The organism is Enterobacter cloacae complex sp. P27C (assembly GCF_014895705.1).
Taxonomy (GTDB): Bacteria; Pseudomonadota; Gammaproteobacteria; order Enterobacterales; family Enterobacteriaceae; genus Enterobacter; species Enterobacter bugandensis.
Genome location: NZ_JADBQB010000008.1, coordinates 97,242 through 112,810, shown reverse-complemented (window position 1 = coordinate 112,810; position 15,569 = coordinate 97,242). Strand labels below are relative to the sequence as shown.

The window sequence follows — 15,569 nt, the reverse complement described above, 5'->3', positions numbered from 1 at the left end:
AACCTAGTTTCGGTTTCGGGTGACTTTAATCACGTCCGGCATGACGCGGATCTTGCGCATAATGTTCGCCAGATGCACGCGGTCGCGAGCGGTCAGACGAATAAAGGCGCTATAGACGCGGCCGTCTTTTTCTTCCGTATTCAGGCTCTGAATGTTGGACGAGGCCGTGTTGATGGCTGCCGTCAGGTTCGCCAGGGCACCCTGGTGGTTGAACATATCCACCTTAATTTCGGTGATAAATTCCTGCGCCGTCTCTTTATCCCACTCGACCGCCATAAACTTCTCGGCTTCTTTCTGGTAGCCGCGAATGTTACGACAGGATTCATGGTGGATAACCAGCCCTTTGCCCGGACTGACGTGCGCAATAATCGGGTCGCCAGGGATTGGACGGCAACATTTTGCGAAGGTGATCAGCACCCCGTCCGCGCCTTTGATCGGCAGATGAGCATGGCCGGATGCGCCTGGAGCAGATGGCGTCGCTTCGCCCTGCTGCAGGTTTTTCGCTACCACGACGCTCATCGCGTTACCCAGACCAATTTCCGCCAGCAGATCGTCCAGAGACGTGAGCTTCATACGGTCGAGTTCACGCTGAATATGCTCCGGTGGGATCTCAGCCAGCTTGCGGCTGCCGCCCAACGCGTGGTTGAGCAGGCGACGCCCCAGGCTGACGGAGTCATCGCGCTTGAGGTTTTTCAACAGCTGACGAATTTTGGCGCGCGCTTTGGAACTCACGACAAAGTTCAGCCAGGCCGCGTTCGGACGTGCACCCGGCGCGGTAATAATTTCTACCGTCTGTCCGCTGGAGAGCGGCTGAGACAGCGGGTAAGGCTGTCTGTCGACGCGCGCGCCCACGCAGGCGTGCCCGATATCGGTATGCACGGCGTAGGCGAAGTCGACCGGCGTTGCGCCCGCAGGCAGTTCGACAATGCGGCCTTCTGGGGTGAAAACGTAAATCTCATCCGGGAAGAGATCGGATTTAACGCTCTCGATAAATTCGAACGAGCTACCCGCACTCTGCTGAAGCTCCAGCAGGCTCTGCATCCAGCGCTGGGCGCGGATTTGCGCGGTGGTGCTGCTTTCGCCACCGTGCTCTTTGTAAGCCCAGTGCGCGGCTACACCCATCTCTGCCATCTGGTCCATGTCTTCGGTGCGGATCTGCACTTCAACAGGCACGCCGTGCGGACCGATCATCGAGGTATGCAAAGATTGATAGCCGTTCGCTTTCGGAATAGCGATGTAATCTTTCATGCGCCCCGGGCGCGGTTTATAGAGGCTGTGCATCTGCCCCAGCACGCGGTAGCAGGTGTCAGAGTCGTGGACGATTACGCGGAACGCGTAGATATCCATGATCGAGTGAAAACGCTGCTCTTTGAGCACCATTTTGCAGTAGATGGAGTAAAGATGTTTTTCGCGACCGCTGACGCGGCACGGGATTCCCGCTTCCTGCAAACGCCCTTCGATTTCAGAGAGGATCTTTTGAATCATCTCTTTACGGTTACCGCGTGCGGCTTTCACCACCTCTTTAATCACGCGATAGCGGTTCGGGTACAACGCTTCAAAGCCCAGCTCTTCCAGCTCGGTTTTGATGTGGTGGATACCTAAACGGTGCGCCAGCGGACTGTAAATTTCGAGGGTTTCACGGGCAATGCGGCGACGTTTATCCGGGCGAAGTGAGCCCAGCGTGCGCATGTTGTGGGTACGGTCAGCGAGTTTGATGAGAATGACGCGGATATCCTGCACCATCGCCATAATCATCTTGCGGAAGTTTTCGGCTTGCGCCTCTTTCTTGTCGCGGAATTTCAGCTTATCAAGCTTAGAGACCCCTTCCACCAGCTCGGCAACGCTTTTGCCAAACAGCTGTTCCATATCCTGGTAGGTGGCAGGGGTATCTTCGATCACGTCGTGCAGCAGGGCGGCCATCAGCGTTTCGTAGTCGAGTTTCATCTCGGCCAGAATACAGGCTACCGCAACCGGGTGCGTGATGTAGGGTTCACCGCTTGAACGTGTCTGGCCCTCGTGAGCGTCACGTGCAACGAGATACGCCTGCTGAAGACGCTTAATCTGGTCTTCAGGCAGGTAGATTTGAATCAGTTGATTCAGGCTTTCAAACAGATACAAGGGCGACCCGCAGGTTTAATTAACGACGACCTTCAGCAATGGCGGTTACGGCCTGCAGTTCTGCGGCTTCCTGCTCTTGCTGCTCCTGGCGCTCACGCACGTCGAGGATCTGGTTGTTGATCAGACCTTCTTCGATTTCGCGAAGTGCAATAACGGTGGTTTTATCGTTTTCTTCCGGTACCAGCGGATCTTTACCGCCTACCTGCATCTGACGAGCGCGACGCGCGGCGACCAGCACCAGGTCAAAACGGTTACCAATTTTCTCTACAGCGTCCTGAACAGTTACGCGTGCCATACTTAAAATGCTCCACAGGTGAAGAAATGACTGGGCATGATACTGAAAGTGGGTTCAGTCTGCCAACAGTTTGGTGATTAATGCGTCATGTCGCTGCTTCTGGCGGCTCATACGCAGTCGTTCTGCGCGAAGAATGGTTTTGAGATCGCTCAGCGCGGCATCAAAATCATCATTCACAATAAGGTAATCATATTCCGCGTAATGGCTCATTTCTGCAACTGCCTGTTCCATACGCTTTGCGATGACTTCTTCACTGTCCTGACCGCGGCCACGCAGGCGGCGATCCAGCTCATCCTTCGACGGCGGTAAAATAAAGATACTGCGCGAATCAGGCATTTTTTTGCGAATTTGCTGTGCGCCCTGCCAGTCGATGTCGAGGAACACATTTACACCCGTCGCCAGAACCTGCTCAATGGTTTCACGCGAGGTGCCGTAGTAGTTACCAAACACTTCTGCGTGTTCAAGAAACGCATCTCTGCCGATCATCGCTCTGAACTCGTCGTGATCCACAAAGAAATAGTGTTCACCGTGCACTTCACCCGGACGCGGCGCTCGCGTGGTGTGAGAAACAGAAACCTGTGTGTCGTACAACGGTTGGGTTTTTAACAGTGCCTGAATAAGGCTGGATTTACCCGCGCCGCTAGGGGCAGAAACAATATAAAGCGTGCCTTGAGCCATGAGAGTCTTTTGTATGTGTTAACGAAGAAGTCCTACATACGGGCTTATTATACACGTCGCCGCTGTGTGACGTAGCCTTTGTCACACTTTTTCCCCTGGATTATTGAATTTTGCGTACCGTTTTCAGGTTTTACCTGCGGTTTGCCGCAATAAAAATTAATGCTGGATAGCGCCTCGCAACGTGAAAGGTTGCTATTAGCGTCGTTTCTCACGTCAGGTTATACCTCCTGCATTGCAAAGGAGGGATAGCGATGTGGCGGTGGATAAGCGGGTTAATGCTGTTGTGGTGTGGTTACGGGGCGGCGGTATGCCCGGTGTGGTCACAGGCAAAAGCCGAAAAAGAGATTGCGTCATTAAGTGCACAAATCAAACGCTGGGATGAGGCTTACTGGAAGCTGGGGGTGAGCGAGGTCAGTGACGAAGTGTATGACCAGCTCAACGGCCGTTTAACCCAGTGGCAGCGCTGTTTCGGCAACGATTTTGCTGAGAGCGCCCTTCCTGCGCTGGAGGGAAACGTAAAACATCCTGTTGCCCATACGGGGGTACGTAAAGCAGCCAGCAAAGAAGCGCTGGGTCACTGGATGCACGGCCGGAAAAATCTCTGGATGCAGCCAAAAGTCGATGGCGTGGCGGTGACGCTGGTGTATCGCAACGGAAAGCTAGCGCGGGCCATCAGCCGTGGTAATGGGTTAAAAGGCGAGGACTGGACCGCCCGCGTGCGTTTGATCCCGTCCGTACCCAAGGAGGTATCCGGCGCGCTTGCAAACAGCGTCTTACAGGGGGAGCTTTTCTGGCTACGCGAAAACCACGTCCAGCAGCAGATGGGCGGAATGAATGCTCGCGCAAAAGTGGCGGGTGCGATGATGCGACAAAAGGACAACGCGCTTCTGAGCCAGACAGGAATATTTATCTGGGCCTGGCCGGATGGACCGAAGGGAATGGAAAACAGGCTTTCTGAGCTGTCCAGCGCAGGCTTTTCCCTGACGGCGCGCTATACGTTGCCCGTACAAGCGGTTGATGCTGTTGAAAAACAGCGTTTGGCCTGGCAAAACACGGCATTGCCCTTTGCCACGGATGGCATAGTGGTTCGGTCTGCGGAGCCACCTTCAGGGGAGAGTTGGCTGCCCGGCGAAGGCAACTGGATTATCGCGTGGAAATATTCGCCTGCGGCACAGGTCGCAGAGGTCAGGAATATTCTTTTTTCCGTGGGGCGCACGGGCAAAATTTCTGTCGTGGCGGCACTTGAGCCTGCGCAGTTGGACGATAAACGGGTGCAGCGAGTGAGTCTCGGTTCGGTTGGTCGCTGGCAGAGGCTGGATATTGCCCCGGGCGATCAGATCCAGGTCAGCCTGGCAGGGCAGGGTATCCCTCGGTTTGATAAGGTGGTCTGGCGAGGGGCGGACAGACAAAAACCAGAGCCTCCGGCCTCGCGTTATCACTCCCTGAGTTGCTTTTATGCCTCGCCGGAGTGTATGGAACAGTTCTTTGCCCGACTGACGTGGCTCAGTTCAAAGCAGGTATTCAACATTGAAGGATTAGGTGAGTCAGGCTGGCGCACACTCTGGCAGGCGCATCATTTTGAACATCTCTTTTCGTGGCTGCTATTAACGCAGGAGCAGCTGCAGTCGACGCCGGGATTCTCTGCCGCACGCGGGCTGGCGCTCTGGCATCGCTTTAATCAGGTGCATGAGCAGCCTTTTATCCGCTGGATTATGGCGCTGGGTGTTCCGCTGCCACAGGCCTCGCTGAAGGCGTTGGAAGATGTGTCGTGGCAGAAGATGAGCGAACGCAGTGAAAAGGCCTGGCAGGCCTTGCCGGGTACGGGAGCGGAGAAGGCGCGGCAAATCGTTGCCTGGCTGCACGCGCCAGAGATCGTTGTGTTGATCAGATGGCTTGCTCAGCAGCACATCAATGGGTTCTGAGATCAGTGGGCGCTGTGCTTATAGTGAAACACGGGCAATCCGAGCTTCAGACGCAGCGCCAGCATGCGGGCCGTGAAGCCAAACAGCAGCGTGGAGATGACCACCACGTCGTGGTTTGAAACGTAATGCTGCAGGGCAATGTAGAGCACCGCTGCGGCGAAGGAGATGCCGGCATACAGCTCTTTTTGAAAGACCAGAGGAATGCGTTTGCAGAACATATCGCGCAGCACGCCGCCGAAAACGCCCGTCACCACGGCAGCAATGGTGGCGATAACCGGGCCTTCCCCCATATCGAGCGCGATTTGCGCGCCGATGATAGAAAAGACGATCAGCCCCAGTGCATCAAGCACCAGGAACAGGCGGCGCAGATGGGGCATAACGGGTGCCACGATGGTGGTTAATACGGCAGCCGTTGCGACGATAATCACATACTCAGGATGTTTCACCCAGCCGAGCGGGTAATGGCCAAGCAGGATATCGCGCACGGAACCGCCGCCCAGGGCGGTTGCAGTGGCAATAATGATCACGCCGAAGGTGTCCATCCGGCGACGCCCGGCGGCGAGAGCGCCAGTCATGGCTTCAGCGGTGATACCAATAAGATAAAGAATGTGAAGCAGCATATACCCTCCGGTGTGAACGCGGAAAGGTTAGCGATTTGTGCGCAAGATCACGATTGAGATTTTCTAAGGCGATTGGGTTTCACCTATAAAATTTAATCAATACATGTTGAATATCTTTGATTCTTGGCTGCTGAATTTGAAAAGAGGCGGGAATTCAGATTAGAAATAATAATGGATGGCGTCAGCCGACGCCACCCAAAAAGCGATTACTCAATATTCTGGATCTGCTCGCGCATCTGCTCAATCAGAACCTTGAGTTCAATCGCTGAGTTGGTCACTTCAGCGTTGATAGACTTAGACGCCAAAGTGTTCGACTCGCGGTTGAACTCCTGCATCATAAAGTCCAGACGGCGGCCCACCGCTTCCTTCTTCTTCAGGATGTTATAGGTCTCTTTAACGTGCGCTTCCAGACGGTCCAGCTCTTCAGCAACATCGATACGCTGCGCCATCAGCACCAGCTCTTGTTCCAGACGGGTGTTTTCCAGCTGAACTTCCGCTTCTTCCAGCTTGGCGACCAGACGCTCGCGCTGCCACTGCAGCACTTCCGGCATATGGGCGCGAACCTTCGCCACTTCAGCGCTGACGCCTTCAAGGCGCTGCTCAATCATCGCTTTCAGCGCCTGACCTTCGGTTTCGCGGGCAACGATAAAGTCATCCAGCGTGCCGTCGAGGGCTGCCAGAATTTCTGCGGCAATCGCGTCCAGATCCTGCTCGCCGGCGGCCATGACGCCAGGCCAGCGCAGAATATCAACGGGGTTGATTTCGCCTTCATCGCTCTGCATTTTGACCCAGTTCGCCGCATTAACGAGCTGTTTCGCCAGTTTTTCGTTGAGGATCAGCTCGCCCTGTGCGCTGGCATCGGGCTCAAAGCGCAGGTTGCATTCCACTTTCCCGCGGGTCAGACGCGTACGGATACGCTCGCGCACCACAGGTTCAAGGCTGCGGAACTGTTCCGGCATACGGAAATATGTTTCCAGATAGCGCTGGTTTACCGAACGCATTTCCCAGGTAGCGCTACCCCAGCTACCCTTGATTTCACGCCGGGCGTAGGCGGTCATACTGCGGATCATAGACATTCCCGTTTTTAAAGGAGAGATGGGGGGATTATAGCTTTCGGGGGCTTCTCAGGATAGGAATAAGCGTCCTTTATCCGTATAATGCGCAGCCACATTCGTTTCAAGCCGGAGAATCCATCATGCGTCCATCAGGTCGTAGCGCCAATCAGGTGCGTCCCGTCACCCTGACCCGTAACTATACAAAACACGCTGAAGGCTCCGTGCTGGTTGAGTTTGGTGACACCAAAGTGCTTTGCACCGCGTCCATCGAAGAAGGTGTTCCGCGCTTTCTGAAAGGTCAGGGCCAGGGCTGGATCACCGCCGAGTACGGCATGCTGCCACGCGCGACCCATACCCGTAACGCCCGTGAAGCGGCAAAGGGTAAGCAGGGTGGACGTACCATGGAAATCCAGCGCCTGATCGCACGTGCGCTGCGCGCCGCCGTTGATCTGAAAATCCTCGGTGAATTCACTATTACCCTGGACTGCGACGTGATTCAGGCAGATGGCGGCACGCGTACCGCGTCCATTACCGGTGCCTGTGTGGCGCTGGCCGATGCCCTGAACAAGCTGGTTGCAGCCGGTAAGCTGAAAACCAACCCTATGAAAGGGATGGTCGCGGCGGTTTCCGTGGGGATCGTTAATGGTGAAGCGCTTTGCGATCTGGAATATGTTGAAGATTCTGCCGCCGAGACCGACATGAACGTGGTGATGACCGAAGATGGTCGCATCATTGAGGTGCAGGGGACGGCGGAAGGTGAGCCGTTCACCCATGAAGAACTTCTCTCCCTGCTGGCGTTGGCCCGAGGGGGAATCGAATCCATTGTAACGACGCAAAAAGCGGCGTTAGAAAATTGATTTTAAAGGCGACCAATGAGTCGCCTTTTTTTTGCCTGTAAGACAGAAAAAACCAAAGGAGCGAATCCATGAAATCGTATCAGCGCCAGTTTATTGAGTTTGCAATTAATAAACAGGTACTTAAGTTTGGCGAATTTACGCTGAAATCCGGGCGTAAGAGCCCGTATTTCTTCAACGCCGGGCTGTTTAATACCGGGCGCGATCTGGCACTGTTAGGCCGCTTCTATGCCGAAGCGCTGGTGGATTCCGGGATTGATTTCGACCTGCTGTTTGGCCCTGCGTACAAGGGCATTCCGATTGCAACTACCACGGCGGTGGCGCTGGCGGAGCACCATGACCGTGATGTGCCGTACTGCTTTAACCGCAAAGAGGCCAAAACCCACGGTGAAGGCGGTAATCTTGTGGGCAGCGCGCTGCAGGGCCGCGTGATGCTGGTCGACGACGTGATTACCGCAGGCACCGCGATCCGTGAATCTATGGAGATTATCCAGGCCAACGGTGCGACGCTGGCTGGCGTGCTGATTTCTCTTGATCGTCAGGAGCGTGGTCGCGGCGATATCTCTGCTATCCAGGAAGTAGAGCGTGATTACAGCTGCAAAGTGACCTCTATCATCACCCTGAAAGACTTGATTGCGTATCTGGAAGAGAAGCCAGAGATGGCGGATCACCTGGCGGCGGTGCGGGCGTATCGCGAAGAGTTTGGTGTGTAAACGAATTGCCCGGCGGCGCTACGCTTACCGGGCCTGCGGTGCTACTGCAGCTGCGCTGCCACTAACGGCCAGCGGGCGTCAAAATCGTCCGTTGGTCGGTATTTGAATTCGCTGCGCACAAAGCGTGAGAGCATGCCTTCACAAAACGCCAGAATCTGGCTTGCCAGCAATGTCTCATCCGTATTGTATCCTTCGCCTTCACGCATTTTCTTCTCGCGCAGCACCTGGCGCAGCTGTGCTTCAATACGCTCAAAAAGCTGATTGATGCGGCCCTGCAGCCTGTCCTGCTCAAACATCAGCGCGTGGCCGGTCAGGATACGGGTTAAACCCGGATTGCGCTCCCCAAAGCCCAGAATTAACAGCACAATCAGACGAAGACGCGCGGTGGTATCTTTCTCATCTTTCAGAATCAGGTTAATGCGCGTGATCAGACTGTCTTCAATAAACTCGATCAGGCTGTCGAACATTTTTGTTTTGCTGGGGAAATGACGATACAGCGCCGCCTCAGACACGCCCACAGAGGCGGCCAGTTTGGCGGTGGTGATGCGTTGACTGCCATCGCTGGATTCAAGCATCAGAGCCAGAGATTGAAGTATTTCTTCGCGACGATTCCTTTTCGCGGTTTGTTTTTCTGCCATGTTACAAAATACCCCTGAAAATAAGCACTTGCCAGGCTGGCATCCACACAGCGACCGCAAACTGACGTTTGCGGTTTGTTATTGCGTTATGGCGCTGCGAGATACGTGTGTCGGGCGGTTATTTGCGCCCGGAATGGCCGAAGCCGCCTTCGCCACGGTCGGTGGCATCAAAATCTGCCACCAGGTTAAATTCTGCCTGTACCACCGGTACAAAAACCATCTGCGCGATACGCTCGCCCGGTTCAATGGTGAAGCTGTCCTGACCACGATTCCAGACGGACACCATCAGCTGACCCTGGTAGTCGGAGTCGATCAGGCCGACCAGGTTACCCAGCACTACGCCGTGCTTATGGCCCAGACCCGAGCGCGGCAGGATCACTGCCGCCAGAGACGGGTCTGCAATGTGGATCGCCAGGCCAGTCGGGATCAGGGTAGTGGCACCGGGAGCCAGTTCTACGGCGTCATCGAGACAGGCGCGCAGGTCAAGTCCGGCAGAGCCGGAGGTGGCATAGGTTGGCAGCGGGAATTGCTCGCCAACACGCGGGTCCAGAATCTTAACGTCGATTTTTTTCATCATAACGGGTAACGATCTCGTCCAGTAATTGTTGGCCCAGGAGTTCCTTGCGCTCAAGCGGTAAGATTTTATCTCCATCCTGCCAGAAAAGGTGCAGTGCGTTGCTGTCGCTATTAAATCCTTGCGTGGCCAGCGATACGTCGTTCGCGCAAATTAAATCGAGGTTTTTGCGGGTACGTTTTTGCCGGGCATATTCTTCCACATTATTCGTTTCTGCGGCAAATCCAACAACGTAAGGACGATGGCTTTTTAATGCGGCGACACCGGCAACAATGTCCGGGTTTTTCACCATTTTCAGTGTTAATTCATCGCCTTGCTTTTTGATTTTAGACTCGGCGATGGTCTCGGCGCGATAGTCTGCCACGGCCGCACAGCCGATAAAAATCTGCTGGCGTTGCGCATGAGCCTGCACGGCGGCTTCCATCTCCAGCGCGGTGGTAACATTAATACGCTGTACAAAAGGTGGCGTAGGTAACGAGACCGGGCCGCTGACCAGCGTGACGTTAGCACCGCGTTTTGCCGCTGCGGCAGCAATTGCAAAGCCCATTTTACCGGAGCTGTGGTTGGTGATGTAACGCACCGGGTCCAGCGGCTCGCGCGTCGGGCCCGCGGTAATCATGATGTTGAGATGTTGCAGGTCGTTGACAGGTGAAAAATGGGCGGCGGCCATATCCACAATCGTCAACGGGTCGAGCATACGCCCCGGGCCAACGTCGCCGCAGGCCTGGCTGCCGCTGTCCGGGCCCCAGACAAGCAGGCCGCGCGAAGCCAGCGTCTCCAGATTATGCTGGGTGGCGGCATTGCGGTACATCTGCTGGTTCATGGCGGGCACAACGGCGACGGGCGCAGGCGTCGCGAGGCAAATGGTCGAAACCAGATCGTTCGCCATACCGGCCGCCACGCGGGCAATTAAATCTGCCGTGGCAGGGGCAAGAATCACCAGATCGGCCCATTTCCCAAGCTCAATATGCCCCATCGCGGCTTCGGCGGCCGGATCGAGCAGGCTGTCAGATACCGGGTATCCTGAAACCGCCTGCAGGCTCAGAGGGGTGATAAAGGCTTTACCGCCTTCGGTTATCGCGACCCGCACGTCCGCCCCGCGCTCGCGCAGACGACGCACCAGCTCCGGCGCTTTATAAGCAGCAATGCCGCCGCTCACGCCAAGAACGATTTTTTTACCGGCCAGGCTCATCATGATTCTTTCCTGTTGGGTTTCACCAGAGAGCGGGCATTTTACCACAATCCCAAATAGGGGGGTGATGAAGTCCTTTATGCACTTTGCGAGGCGCTACGCAAGAACGAAACCTCAGCGTCGAGCCCCGGATTTGCCTGTGGCAGCATAATGGCAAACAGAAGGAGGCCGGGCATGGAAGAGACTGAACTGCTGCTACCGCGCGAAAAAATGCTGCGTCATGGCGTCGCGTTATTAAAAGACGAGGAGCTGCTGGCGCTCTTTTTACGTACAGGTACGAAGGGAAAAACGGTATTTACGCTGGCGAAAAATCTGATAGACCATTTTGGTTCACTACATGGTTTGCTGACAGCCGAACTGGAGGCGTTTACGCACGTAGAAGGCATTGGCGTCGCGAAGTATGCCCAGTTACGGGGTATTGCTGAACTTGCCCGGCGATTTTATAACGTACAGATGGAGGAGCAAGATCCGATCCTTACCCCTGACATGACCCGCGAATTTTTGCAAAGCCAGCTATCTGGTCTGGAGCGGGAGATCTTTATGGTGATCTTTCTCGACAACAGGAACCGGGTACTGAAGCACAGCCGCCTGTTTTCGGGTACACTGAGCCACGTTGAGGTACATCCGCGTGAAATTGTGCGTGAAGCGATAAAAGTGAATGCAGCGGGGGTGATCCTCGCGCATAATCACCCCTCTGGCTGTGCAGAACCGAGCAGAGCTGACAAAGAAATCACCGAACGCATTATCAAATGCTGTCAATTCATGGACATTCGTGTTCTGGACCATCTGATAATTGGCCGCGGAGAGTATATTTCTTTTGCAGAACATGGCTGGATTTAGGCTATTTCTCGCGATCCATCGGGATCTTTGTCTGTTCGGGACTTGAGCACACCGCCGAGTCAGCGTATACTACGCCACCTTTGAGAATCTCGGGTTTGGCATTTGGGCCTGGCAATCGAGAGTTCACTTAGAACTACGCGATGACCGGGCTGTAAAGCCTGACGAGGCGCCGATACCCCATACGAAGCTCGAGCTAATTTGATTTTTGGAGAATAGACATGTCCCGAGTCTGCCAAGTTACTGGCAAGCGTCCGGTGACCGGTAACAACCGTTCCCACGCACTGAACGCGACTAAACGCCGTTTCCTGCCGAACCTGCACTCTCACCGTTTCTGGGTTGAGAGCGAGAAGCGTTTTGTCACCCTGCGTGTATCTGCTAAAGGTATGCGTGTAATCGATAAGAAAGGCATCGATACAGTTCTGTCTGAACTGCGTGCCCGTGGCGAAAAGTACTAAGTACTTAAAGAGGAAATAAATCATGGCTAAAGGTATTCGCGAGAAAATCAAGCTGGTTTCTTCTGCTGGTACAGGTCACTTCTACACCACCACGAAGAACAAACGTACTAAGCCGGAAAAACTGGAACTGAAAAAATTCGATCCAGTTGTACGCCAGCACGTACTGTACAAAGAAGCTAAAATCAAATAATTTTAGCCTCCTTGTATTGAAAAACCCCGCAACTGCGGGGTTTTTTGCATTCTGCATCTCAACGGAGGAACCATGCCTGAATTACCTGAGGTAGAGACCAGCCGTCGCGGCATTGAGCCCCATCTGGTCGGCGCGACTATTCTTCATGCCGTCGTTCGCAATGGACGACTGCGCTGGCCGGTGTCCGATGAGATCCACGCGTTAAGCGACAAACCCGTCCTTAGCGTGCAGCGCCGCGCGAAATACCTGCTGCTGGAGCTGCCTGACGGCTGGATCATTATCCATCTTGGGATGTCCGGGAGCCTGCGCATCCTGACCGAAGAACTGCCTGCGGAAAAACACGATCACGTTGACCTGGTAATGAGCAACGGCAAAGTGCTCCGCTACACCGATCCGCGGCGCTTTGGCGCGTGGCTGTGGACGAAGGAGCTGGAAGGACACAACGTGCTGGCGCATCTGGGCCCTGAGCCGCTTTCAGACGCGTTTAATGCGGACTACCTGAAAGAGAAGTGCGCGAAGAAAAAGACCCCGATCAAGCCCTGGCTGATGGATAACAAGCTGGTGGTCGGCGTGGGGAATATTTACGCCAATGAATCGCTGTTCGCGGCCGGGATCCATCCCGATCGGCTGGCCTCGTCGCTGTCCGCGCAGGAGTGTGAGCTGCTGGTTCGGGTCATTAAAGCAGTGCTGCTGCGCTCGATTGAGCAAGGCGGGACCACCCTGAAGGATTTTCTGCAGAGCGATGGTAAACCAGGCTATTTTGCCCAGGAGCTGCAGGTGTATGGCCGTAAGGGCGAGCCATGCAGGGCATGCGGGACGCCGATTATTGCCACGAAGCACGCCCAGCGCGCCACGTTCTACTGCCGCCAGTGTCAGAAATAGAACTACTTTAGCTTTTCCATCAGCGCCAGGTGGACGTTATCCGGCAGGAAATGGGTAACGTCCCCGTGATGGCGCGCCACCTCTTTTACCAGCGTGGACGAGATAAACGACCACTCTTTTGACGGCATCAGGAATACGCTTTCCAGCTCCGGCATCAGGTGGCGGTTCATGTGCGCCAGCTGCATCTCATACTCGAAGTCTGCCACCGCGCGCAGGCCACGAATCAGAATATTGGCCTGCTGGGCGCGGGCGAAGTTCGCCATCAGATCGCTGAACCCGACAACTTCAACATTCGGCAGGTGCGAAATGGCGTCGGTGGCAAGTTGCACGCGCTCGTTGAGATCAAACATCGGCTTTTTGCTGGGGCTGGCGGCAATCGCCAGGATCACCTTGTCGAACATGCACGCTGCACGGGTAATGATGTCAAGATGACCGTTAGTGATCGGATCGAAGGTACCCGGATAAATCGCTTTTGTGCTCATGGCTCACGTTTTCTCTGAGTAGCCGCGGCAGAGCGCCCACAGCTCGGTGTATTTGTTGAAAGTATACTGGGCATTCACTACCGCCAGTAACCAGCCCTGCTTACCATCCAGCACGCCGCCGCGCAGCAGCAGCGTTTTCAGAAACGCGCCCAGCGTGTGGGTGAAGATTCCTGTCAGCGAGGCCTTCTTGCCGCGCTGGTGGCGTTCCTGCGCCCATGCGGTGGCATAGTTGAGCTGCTTTTGCTGGAAGCTGGCGAAATCACGGCAGGTCAGATGCAGCAAATCACCCGTCAGGGGGATGACCTGGGCGCCGTCGCAGGCCAGTGACTCATGGACAAGATTGTCGTTGTACTGAAAGCGCCCGCGCTCGTAGAGGCGCATTACGCGATCCGGATACCAGCCGCTGTGGCGCATGAAGCGGCCAAGGAAGTAGTTACGACGCGCGATACTGTATACGGCGCCAGGCTGGGGTGAGGAAAGCACCGCCTGAATGGCCTGCTGGAGTTCCGGGGTGACGCGCTCGTCGGTGTCGATCATCAGCACATAATCGCCCGTGGCGTGACCCTGCGCGCGCTGGCGCTGAATGCCGTAGCCCTGCCAGTCGGTATCGGTAAAGACTTTTGCGCCCGCAGCCCGGGCGATGTCCACCGTGTTGTCCGTGCTTCCGGAGTCGAGGATAACAATTTCGTCAGCCCAGGCGACGGAGGCCAGGCAGTCCGGAAGCAGGTCGGCGGCGTTTTTGGCGATCATGACGACCGACAGACGCGTAGACATTAGTGGCTCCGCTGAGGCAGATAAGGTTGCAGAAGCTGCAGCAGACGGGTGAGTGCGCCCTGGTTCTGGTGCAGCACTTCGACGGCGTGGCGACCGTACCACAGGCGGTAATCTTCATCCGTCAGAAGGGTCGATACTTCTTTGACGACCGAGTCCGCATCGGTCACGGTAATTAAACCATCGGCTTGCTGCAATTTAGCGCAGATATCTTTGAAGTTAAACGTGTGTGGACCCATCAGCACAGGAATGGCGTGGGCTGCTGGCTCCAGCGGGTTATGGCCTCCGCGCTCCACCAGGCTGCCGCCAACAAAAGCGAGGTCAGCAATGCCGTAGAGCAGCATCAGTTCGCCCATCGTATCGCCAATCACCACCTGGGTACTGCCGGAAGGGATCTCTCCGCTGCTGCGCAGGGTGAAGCTGAAGCCGCCTTTCTGCACCATTTCGCGGGCATCTTTAAAACGTTCGGGGTGACGAGGCACCAGAATCAGCAGTAGGTCCGGGAAGGTTTCCAGCAGCTTACGGTGCGCCTGCAGGATGATCGCCTCTTCGCCCTCATGAGTACTGGTCGCTATCCAGACCTGGCGACGCGGAGCCCACTGGCGGCGCAGCGTGATGGCGCGGGCGGCCAGTTCAGGGGTAACGGAAATATCGAATTTCAGGCTGCCGGTCACGGCAAGCTGGTTGCGCTTCAGGCCCAGGGAGATAAAGCGCGCCGCGTCTTCTTCGTTCTGCGCGGCAATCAGCGTGATTTTGCTTAGCAGGCGGCGCATAAATTTGCCCAGCTTGCCGTAGCCTTTCGCCGAGCGCTCTGAAAGGCGCGCGTTGGCAATCACCAGCGGAATTTTACGGGCATGCAGAGCGGAAATCATGTTCGGCCACAGCTCGGTTTCCATCACGATCACCAGCTTCGGGCGAACGGTATTCAGGAAACGATTCATAGCGCAGGGCAGATCGTAAGGGAGGTAGACGTGATGAACGTCTTTGCCAAACGCGGATAACGCGCGCTCTGAGCCGGTTGGCGTCATGGTGGTGACGGTAATCGGCAGAGACGGGTAGCGGTGGCGCAGAGCGCGAACCAGCGGGATCGCCGCCAGCGTTTCACCGACAGAAACGGAATGCAGCAAAATACCGTCCGGGGCGACTTTATTGCGGCAAAAGCCATAGCGTTCAGCCCAGCGTTTACGATACGCAGGCGCTTTACGGCTACGAAGCAACAGTCTCAGCCACACCAGTGGCTGAATGATATAGAGCAGGGCGGTATACAACAATTCCAAGCGATTATCCGTC

18 protein-coding genes are annotated in these 15,569 nt (G+C 55.6%); 7 read left to right on the top strand and 11 right to left on the bottom strand.

The features are described 5' to 3' along the window. Positions 1-3: 3 nt before the first annotated feature. The 3 genes from spoT to gmk are packed head-to-tail and all read right to left on the bottom strand — an operon-like array spanning position 4 to position 3,091. On the bottom strand, positions 4-2,118 hold the full coding sequence (gene spoT, locus IM291_RS17245) for a bifunctional GTP diphosphokinase/guanosine-3',5'-bis pyrophosphate 3'-pyrophosphohydrolase (protein ID WP_045630233.1): 2,115 nt from the start codon (positions 2,116-2,118) through the stop codon (positions 4-6). Between the two features lie 19 nt (positions 2,119-2,137). After that, positions 2,138-2,413 carry a DNA-directed RNA polymerase subunit omega gene (gene rpoZ, locus IM291_RS17240; protein WP_000135058.1) on the bottom strand — a complete coding sequence of 92 codons (276 nt, stop codon included), beginning with the start codon at positions 2,411-2,413 and terminating at the stop codon, positions 2,138-2,140. Positions 2,414-2,467: 54 nt separating this feature from the next. Beyond that, positions 2,468-3,091, bottom strand: a complete 624-nt coding sequence (gene gmk / locus IM291_RS17235) for a guanylate kinase (protein ID WP_010426438.1) — start codon at positions 3,089-3,091, stop codon at positions 2,468-2,470. A gap of 251 nt (positions 3,092-3,342) precedes the next feature. On the opposite strand from gmk, the gene ligB reads away from it, so the two are divergent. Next, positions 3,343-5,013 carry an NAD-dependent DNA ligase LigB gene (gene ligB, locus IM291_RS17230; protein ID WP_192987381.1) on the top strand — a complete coding sequence of 557 codons (1,671 nt, stop codon included), beginning with the start codon at positions 3,343-3,345 and terminating at the stop codon, positions 5,011-5,013. A 2-nt stretch (positions 5,014-5,015) separates the two neighbouring features. On the opposite strand, the gene IM291_RS17225 is transcribed toward ligB, so the two are convergent. Continuing rightward, positions 5,016-5,633 carry a trimeric intracellular cation channel family protein gene (locus tag IM291_RS17225; RefSeq protein WP_023334014.1) on the bottom strand — a complete coding sequence of 206 codons (618 nt, stop codon included), beginning with the start codon at positions 5,631-5,633 and terminating at the stop codon, positions 5,016-5,018. A gap of 206 nt (positions 5,634-5,839) precedes the next feature. Further along, positions 5,840-6,703: a YicC/YloC family endoribonuclease gene (locus IM291_RS17220; protein ID WP_028015013.1), complete on the bottom strand. Its 864-nt coding sequence runs from the start codon at positions 6,701-6,703 to the stop codon at positions 5,840-5,842. A 125-nt stretch (positions 6,704-6,828) separates the two neighbouring features. Between IM291_RS17220 and rph the strand changes: the two genes are divergently transcribed. Continuing rightward, positions 6,829-7,545 carry a ribonuclease PH gene (gene rph, locus IM291_RS17215; protein ID WP_010426431.1) on the top strand — a complete coding sequence of 239 codons (717 nt, stop codon included), beginning with the start codon at positions 6,829-6,831 and terminating at the stop codon, positions 7,543-7,545. Between the two features lie 68 nt (positions 7,546-7,613). After that, complete coding sequence (pyrE, locus tag IM291_RS17210) at positions 7,614-8,255, top strand: orotate phosphoribosyltransferase (RefSeq protein WP_041911672.1); 642 nt, start codon at positions 7,614-7,616, stop codon at positions 8,253-8,255. 41 nt (positions 8,256-8,296) lie between these two features. On the opposite strand, the gene slmA is transcribed toward pyrE, so the two are convergent. The 3 genes from slmA to coaBC all read right to left on the bottom strand — a co-directional run bounded on the left by slmA (position 8,297) and on the right by coaBC (position 10,659). Then, positions 8,297-8,893, bottom strand: a complete 597-nt coding sequence (slmA, locus tag IM291_RS17205) for a nucleoid occlusion factor SlmA (protein ID WP_028015015.1) — start codon at positions 8,891-8,893, stop codon at positions 8,297-8,299. A 118-nt stretch (positions 8,894-9,011) separates the two neighbouring features. Then, positions 9,012-9,470, bottom strand: coding sequence for a dUTP diphosphatase (dut, locus tag IM291_RS17200; RefSeq protein WP_015570042.1), 459 nt, complete (start codon positions 9,468-9,470; stop codon positions 9,012-9,014). Continuing rightward, positions 9,448-10,659: a bifunctional phosphopantothenoylcysteine decarboxylase/phosphopantothenate--cysteine ligase CoaBC gene (coaBC, locus tag IM291_RS17195; RefSeq protein ID WP_028015016.1), complete on the bottom strand. Its 1,212-nt coding sequence runs from the start codon at positions 10,657-10,659 to the stop codon at positions 9,448-9,450. The genes dut and coaBC overlap by 23 nt, the downstream gene beginning before the upstream one ends. Positions 10,660-10,833: 174 nt before the next feature. Between coaBC and radC the strand changes: the two genes are divergently transcribed. From radC to mutM, 4 genes are all read left to right on the top strand, one after another. Beyond that, positions 10,834-11,499, top strand: a complete 666-nt coding sequence (gene radC / locus IM291_RS17190; protein WP_028015017.1) for a DNA repair protein RadC — start codon at positions 10,834-10,836, stop codon at positions 11,497-11,499. A gap of 218 nt (positions 11,500-11,717) precedes the next feature. Beyond that, positions 11,718-11,954: a 50S ribosomal protein L28 gene (gene rpmB / locus IM291_RS17185; protein WP_002436699.1), complete on the top strand. Its 237-nt coding sequence runs from the start codon at positions 11,718-11,720 to the stop codon at positions 11,952-11,954. Positions 11,955-11,976: 22 nt separating this feature from the next. Continuing rightward, positions 11,977-12,144 (top strand): 50S ribosomal protein L33, encoded by a 168-nt coding sequence (rpmG, locus tag IM291_RS17180; RefSeq protein ID WP_003024094.1) that lies wholly within the window; start codon positions 11,977-11,979, stop codon positions 12,142-12,144. Positions 12,145-12,216: 72 nt separating this feature from the next. Then, positions 12,217-13,026: a bifunctional DNA-formamidopyrimidine glycosylase/DNA-(apurinic or apyrimidinic site) lyase gene (mutM, locus tag IM291_RS17175; protein WP_192987379.1), complete on the top strand. Its 810-nt coding sequence runs from the start codon at positions 12,217-12,219 to the stop codon at positions 13,024-13,026. A 2-nt stretch (positions 13,027-13,028) separates the two neighbouring features. Here the strand turns inward: mutM and coaD are convergent, their stop codons facing one another. From coaD to waaA, 3 genes are read right to left on the bottom strand one after another with little or no spacing between them, the layout of a single operon-like run. Continuing rightward, positions 13,029-13,508, bottom strand: coding sequence for a pantetheine-phosphate adenylyltransferase (coaD, locus tag IM291_RS17170; protein ID WP_045260067.1), 480 nt, complete (start codon positions 13,506-13,508; stop codon positions 13,029-13,031). Positions 13,509-13,511: 3 nt separating this feature from the next. Continuing rightward, positions 13,512-14,282 carry a glycosyltransferase family 2 protein gene (locus IM291_RS17165; RefSeq protein WP_041911668.1) on the bottom strand — a complete coding sequence of 257 codons (771 nt, stop codon included), beginning with the start codon at positions 14,280-14,282 and terminating at the stop codon, positions 13,512-13,514. After that, positions 14,282-15,556 (bottom strand): lipid IV(A) 3-deoxy-D-manno-octulosonic acid transferase, encoded by a 1,275-nt coding sequence (waaA, locus tag IM291_RS17160; protein ID WP_028015020.1) that lies wholly within the window; start codon positions 15,554-15,556, stop codon positions 14,282-14,284. Before waaA ends, IM291_RS17165 begins: the two co-directional genes overlap by 1 nt. Between the last annotated feature and the right edge of the window lie 13 nt (positions 15,557-15,569).